Consider the following 6274-nt stretch of genomic DNA (forward strand, 5'->3'; position numbering starts at 1 on the left):
CGCTCGCGCTGCAGGCCGGCCCGGCGGTCGCCGCGCGCGCCGCCATGCCGCGTGACTGGGTCGTCGGGCTGTGCGATATCGGGCAGGGCGACGCCGTCGTCCTGAAGTCGGGCGCAAGCTACGCCCTCATCGACACCGGCCCTGAGCCCGAGCCGCTGGCCAGGTGCCTCGACCTGCTGGGCATCCGCCACCTCGCGCTGCTCGTGCTGACGCACTATGACGCCGACCATGTCGGCGGCCTCGACGCCGTCGCCGACATGACCGGCACGGCCGTGATCGGCACCCCTCCGCCCGACGACCCGGCGGCTGCCCGGCGAGTCCGCGAGCTGCGCGAGCACGGCGTCGCGATCCGTTTCGGCGTGCGCGGCGATCAGGGGTCACTCGGTGCGCTGCGATGGCAGGTGCTCTGGCCCGACGGAGCGCACCCCGGCATGTCCACGAGCAACGAGGGCGGGGTGACGCTCGAGGTCGACGGCCAAGGGGCGCGGATGCTGTTCCTGGCCGATCTCGACGAGAAGGCACAGAACGCCCTGCTCGGCGACGGCGGCCTGGGCCCGGTCGACGTGGTGAAGGTCGCGCATCACGGCAGCGCGGACCAGAGCGCCCGGCTCTACGGGGTTCTGCATGCGCGGCTCGGGCTGATCTCGTGCGGCAGCGGGAACTCGTACGGACACCCGACGGCGACGGCGCTCGACCTGCTGCGAGCGGCCGGCACCCAGGTCGCCCGCACCGACCTCGAGGGAACCCTGCTCGTGACCGCGCGCGCCGGCCGACTGGCGCTGTGGTCGCAGAAGCACCCGTCGGGCGGCGCGCTGTGGGTGCCCGCGCGCCGGTAGGCTGGACGAACAAGGAGGACGAGTGGCCGCGAAGACCGCGATCCCGCAGCTGAGCTGGGGCGAGGTGCGACCCGCCCCCGTCGTGCTGGTGTCAGGCACCGAGACGGTGCTCGCCGATCGCGCCATACGTGCGTTGCGCGACCAGCTCAAGGCCGCCGACCCGAGTCTCGAGGTCAGCGACCTCGATGCGGGCGACTACGCGCCGGGCGAGCTCGTGACGCTGGCGAGTCCGTCGCTCTTCGGCGAACCCCGGCTCATTCGCGCGAGCAACGTCGAGAAGTCCTCCGACGCGTTCATCGTCGAGACGCTCGAGTATCTCGCCGCTCCTGACGACAGCACGGTGCTCGTGCTGCGGCACGGCGGGGGAGTGCGCGGCAAGAAGCTGCTCGACGAGATCAGGGCGGGCCGCGGTGGCGGAATCGAGGTGGTCTGCGCCGAGCTCAAGCGCGACTCCGACAAGTTCGACTTCGCCCGCGATGAGTTCCGCCGAGCGGGCAAGCGCATCACGCCGCCGGCTCTGCGCGCGGTCGTCTCGGCCTTCGCCGACGATCTCGCCGAGCTCGCCTCGGCGTGCCAGCAGCTCATCAGCGACAGCTCCGCAGAGATCGACGAGAAGGTCGTCGACAGCTACTACGGCGGCCGGGTCGAGGTGAACTCCTTCGCCGTCGCGGACGCGGCCATCGCGGGGCGCTACGGCGAGGCGCTCGTCACCCTGCGGCACGCGCTCGCGAGCGGGGCGGACCCCGTGCCCATGGTCGCCGCATTCGCCAGCAAGGTGCGCACGATGGCCAAGCTCAAGGGCTCCCGTGGCGCCGACGGGCAGCTCGCCAGCAAATTCGGTCTGTCGCCCTGGCAGGTCAAGCGCGCCCGCGAAGAGCTGCAGGGGTGGGACGAGCAGGGACTGGTCGCGGCGATCCAGGCGCTCGCGGCGGCCGACGCCGAGGTCAAGGGCGGCGGCCGCGACCCGGTGTTCGCGCTCGAGCGGCTGGTGCGCATCGTGAGCGCGAAGGGGCGCGACTGAGCCCGGGCATACGAAGGGGCCCCGCCGAAGCGGGGCCCCTTCGTGAAGCAGTCGCCTAGAGCGAGTTGACCAGCTTGGCCAGGCCCGACTTGCGGTTCGCGGCCTGGTTCTTGTGGATGACGCCCTTGCTGACGGCCTTGTCGAGCTTCTTCGACGCGGCCTTGAGAGCAGCGGCGGCCTTCTCGGCGTCGCCCGCGGCGACGGCGGTGCGGGTGTTGCGCACGAGGGTCTTGAGCTCGCTCTTGACGGCCTTGTTGCGCTCCTCGGCCTTGCGGTTGGTCTTGATGCGCTTGAGCTGCGACTTGATGTTTGCCACTTGCGTGTTCTTTCGTTCGAACGGACTGATGAAAGGCCACCAGGTGGTAGAGGGGCACCGGCGGCGATTCGCACGCGTGTGGGACACGTGCGGAAGTCGACCACTCATGCTACCAGAGGCCCCCGATAGCCTCGGAGGCATGCCAGAGCTCGCCCACCACATCGCCGACGTTCCCGCGTCGGGCATCCGCCGTGTCTTCGACGCGGCTCACGGCCTCCCCGACGTGATCATGCTCGCCATCGGCGAGCCCGATGCCGAGCCGGCCCCGCACATCGCGGCCGCAGCGGAGCGCGCGTGGGCCGACGGCTTCACGGACTACACGCCGAACGGCGGCATTCCGGAGTTCCGCGCGGCCGTCGTCGAGAAGCTCAGGGCCGTCAACGGCATCGAGGTCGATGTCGAGCAGGTGTGGAGCACCGTCGGCGCGACGCAGGCGCTGTATCAGGCCCAGGGTCTGGTGCTCGACCCCGGCGACGAGATCCTGGTGCCAGACCCCGGCTACACGACGTTCCCGATGGCGGCGCGCATGCACAGCGCAGTGCCCGTGCGCTACCCGCTCCGGCCGGAGCACGGGTTCCTGCCTCAGGCATCCGACCTCGAGAAGCTCGTCACGCGCCGCACGCGCGCCCTGCTCATCAACTCGCCCTCCAACCCCCTCGGCGTGGTCTTCCCCGAGGGGACGCTGCGCGAGTTGCTCGCCTTCGCCAAGCGCCACGACCTGTGGGTGATCAGCGATGAGGTCTACGAGTATTTCGCCCACGGCAGGCCGCACATCAGCATCGCGAGCCTCGACGACGACGATCGCGTGCTGTCGGTGTTCTCGCTCTCGAAGACGTACGCCATGACGGGCATCCGCGCCGGCTACCTGGTCACGCCGCCCGGTCTCGGCGACGTGCTGCGCCGCGTGCAGGAGGGCTCGATCAGCTGCATCAACGCGCCCGCCCAATACGCGAGCATCGCGGCCCTCACCGGCCCGCAGGACGCGGTCGCCGCCGCGGCCCGGCACTACCGCGACAACGTCGCGCAGGCGACGGCGCTGCTGCGCGAGCGCGGCATCCGCCACTACGAGCCAGAGGGCGCGTTCTATCTCTGGGTGGATGTCTCGCACGACGTCGGCGAGGGCGACGTCCAGAGCTGGGCAGAGCGCTTGGTCCTCGAGAAGCGCGTGGCCGTCGCGCCGGGCAGCGCCTTCGGGCCCTCCGGAGAGGGCTGGATCCGCGTGTGCGCGGCGAGCCCCACCGAGGCGCTTCTCGAGGGCCTCAGCCGCCTGCCCGTGCAGATCTGAGATTCGAAGGCGAGTCTGCGAGAATCGTCGGTGACATGTCACCACGAGCCCAGGCGGCCCTAGAGCCCGCAGCAACGGACCCGGCCCGCATCCGCAATTTCTGCATCATCGCGCACATCGACCACGGCAAGTCGACGCTCGCCGATCGGATGCTGCAGCTGACCGGCATCGTGGAGGAGCGCGCCATGCGCGCCCAGTACCTCGACCGCATGGACATCGAGCGCGAGCGCGGCATCACGATCAAGAGCCAGGCCGTGCGCATGCCGTGGGAGCGCGACGGCGAGACCTACGCGCTCAACATGATCGACACGCCGGGGCACGTCGACTTCACCTACGAGGTGAGCCGCAGCCTCGCCGCATGCGAGGGCGCGATCCTGCTGGTCGACGCCGCACAAGGCATCGAGGCGCAGACGCTCGCGAACCTCTATCTCGCGCTCGAGAACGACCTTGAGATCATCCCGGTGCTCAACAAGATCGACCTGCCGGCCGCCGACCCCGACAAGTACGCGGCCGAGCTCGCGAACCTCATCGGCGGCAGCCCCGACGACGTGCTGCGCGTCTCGGGCAAGACGGGCGCGGGCGTTGATGAGCTGCTGGACAGGGTGGTCGAGCGCATCCCGGCCCCGAAGGGCGATGCATCCGCCCCCGCGCGCGCCATGATCTTCGACTCGGTGTACGACGCCTATCGCGGCGTCGTCACCTACGTCCGCATGGTCGACGGGAAGCTGACGCCGCGTCAGCGGATCCAGATGATGTCCACGCGCGCGACGCACGAGCTGCTCGAGATCGGTGTGAGCTCGCCGGAGCCGGCGCCCACCAAGGGTCTCGGGGTCGGCGAGGTCGGCTACCTGATCACGGGCGTGAAGGACGTGCGCCAGTCCAAGGTCGGCGACACGGTGACCGACTCGGTCAAGCCCGCGACCGAGCCGCTCGCGGGCTACACCGACCCGAAGCCGATGGTGTTCTCGGGCCTGTACCCGATCGATGCGAGCGACTACCCCGAGCTGCGCGAGGCGCTCGACAAGCTGAAGCTGTCGGATGCCGCGCTGAACTACGAGCCCGAGACCTCGGTCGCCCTGGGCTTCGGCTTCCGCTGCGGCTTCCTCGGGCTGCTGCACCTCGAGATCGTCACCGAGCGCCTCGAGCGCGAGTTCGGGCTCGACATCATCACGACCGCGCCGAGCGTGGTCTACGAGGTCACGACGGAGGACAAGAAGACCGTCACCGTCACGAACCCCTCGGAGTTCCCCACGGGGAAGATCGACTCGGTGCGCGAGCCGATGGTGCGCGCCGCGATCCTCGCCCCCAAGGACTATGTCGGCACGATCATGGAGCTGTGCCAGTCTCGACGAGGAACGCTCATCGGCATGGACTACCTGAGCGAGGACCGCGTCGAGATCAAGTACACGATCCCGCTCGGCGAGATCGTCTTCGACTTCTTCGACCAGCTGAAGAGCCGCACGCAGGGCTATGCGAGCCTCGACTACGAGCCCGCAGGCGAGCAGGAGTCCGACCTGGTCAAGGTCGACATCCTGCTGCAGGGTGAGCAGGTCGACGCATTCAGCGCGATCGTGCACCGCGACAAGGCCTACGCCTACGGCGTGCTGATGACGGGCCGGCTCAAGGAGCTCATTCCGCGCCAGCAGTTCGAGGTGCCCGTGCAGGCGGCGATCGGCGCCCGGATCATCGCGCGCGAGTCGATCCGCGCCATGCGCAAGGATGTGCTCGCCAAGTGCTACGGCGGCGACATCACCCGCAAGCGCAAGCTGCTCGAGAAGCAGAAGGAGGGCAAGAAGCGCATGAAGATGGTCGGTCGGGTCGAGGTCCCGCAGGAGGCGTTCATCGCCGCGCTCTCCGGTGACACCGAGCGCAAGGACAAGGACAAGTGAGCGCTCAGCGCCGCGGTCGCGACGGCGCAGCCGAGACGCCGGTCACCTACGGCGCGATCGGCGGCACCCAGGCGCTCGACCTGCTGCAGTACCCGCCGCAGGGCTACAAGCCGATGGAGCGCAGCGTGCGCATCGGCAGCGGCGCGGAGCGCTGGGAGACCTCGAAGGCGGCCCTGATGTCGTGGGGCGTTCAGCGCGGCGCCGGCCTGAAGGTCACGAACGTCGACCTCGGCACGGGGGAGCAGTACGCGGGCATCCGCTACAGCGACGACGGCACGCCCGTCGGCATGCGCGACGTCGGCGGCACAGAGTCGGTCTACAACGACGAGGGCGAGCCGCTGATCGCGAATGGCATGTCGGCGGTTCTCCGCACGAAGGTCGGCCCGATCACCGTCGACGCGCCCGTGCGCGTCGTCTACGTCATCGACGACCCGAACCGCGTCGGCTTCGCCTACGGCACGCTGCACGGGCATCCGGCGAGCGGCGAGGAGGCCTTCATCCTCGAGCACCGCGACGACGACTCGGTGTGGCTCACGGTGCGCAGCTTCTCGCGCCCCGCCTCGTTCGGCTGGCGACTGCTCGCGCCTGTGTACGCCCAGGTGCGCAAGGGCATCACGGCGAAGTACCTGCGCGCGCTGCACCCCATCAACGCGGCCGACTGACCGTGCCGTCCGCTCTTCCCCTCGGCGACCCCGCACCTGAGGACGGCCGTCTGCCCGCGCAGGCAGGCATAGGTGCCGAGGCGCGCGACTTCGGCGTCTACCTGCATGTGCCGTTCTGTCGCGTGCGCTGCGGCTACTGCGATTTCAACACGTACACCGCTACCGAGCTGCGCGGGGTGAAGCAGGCGGATTACCCGGACCAGGCGATCGCCGAGGTGCGGTTCGCCGCCCGCGCGCTCGACGCCTCAGGGGTGCCGGGCCGCGC

General features: G+C 69.9%; 6 protein-coding genes and 1 pseudogene. 6 read left to right on the plus strand and 1 reads right to left on the minus strand.

Annotation, left to right across the window (positions count from 1 at the left end):
* Both ACM2XV_RS11215 and holA read left to right on the plus strand, forming a co-directional pair.
* Positions 1–836, plus strand: an 836-nt coding sequence (locus tag ACM2XV_RS11215) for a ComEC/Rec2 family competence protein (protein WP_487026979.1), incomplete at its 5' end; no start/stop codon positions are given.
* Positions 837–858: 22 nt separating this feature from the next.
* Positions 859–1857: a DNA polymerase III subunit delta gene (holA, locus tag ACM2XV_RS11220; protein ID WP_344777488.1), complete on the plus strand. Its 999-nt coding sequence runs from the start codon at positions 859–861 to the stop codon at positions 1855–1857.
* 55 nt (positions 1858–1912) lie between these two features.
* Here holA and rpsT read toward each other — a convergent pair whose 3' ends face one another.
* Positions 1913–2173 carry a 30S ribosomal protein S20 gene (gene rpsT / locus ACM2XV_RS11225; RefSeq protein WP_344777490.1) on the minus strand — a complete coding sequence of 87 codons (261 nt, stop codon included), beginning with the start codon at positions 2171–2173 and terminating at the stop codon, positions 1913–1915.
* Between the two features lie 139 nt (positions 2174–2312).
* Between rpsT and ACM2XV_RS11230 the strand changes: the two genes are divergently transcribed.
* The 4 genes and pseudogenes from ACM2XV_RS11230 to ACM2XV_RS11245 form a co-directional block, all read left to right on the plus strand.
* The gene (locus ACM2XV_RS11230; protein ID WP_487026980.1) at positions 2313–3458 is read left to right on the plus strand and encodes a pyridoxal phosphate-dependent aminotransferase; all 1146 of its coding nucleotides are present in this window, start codon (positions 2313–2315) and stop codon (positions 3456–3458) included.
* Positions 3459–3493: 35 nt separating this feature from the next.
* Positions 3494–5347 (plus strand): translation elongation factor 4, encoded by a 1854-nt coding sequence (gene lepA, locus ACM2XV_RS11235; RefSeq protein ID WP_344777494.1) that lies wholly within the window; start codon positions 3494–3496, stop codon positions 5345–5347.
* Positions 5344–6009, plus strand: a complete 666-nt coding sequence (locus ACM2XV_RS11240) for a DUF1990 domain-containing protein (RefSeq protein ID WP_487026981.1) — start codon at positions 5344–5346, stop codon at positions 6007–6009. The genes lepA and ACM2XV_RS11240 overlap by 4 nt, the downstream gene beginning before the upstream one ends.
* Positions 6010–6011: 2 nt before the next feature.
* A pseudogene (locus ACM2XV_RS11245) lies at positions 6012–6274 on the plus strand (radical SAM family heme chaperone HemW); the annotation flags it as partial.

This window comes from Gryllotalpicola sp. CP2-P1 (genome assembly GCF_057512245.1).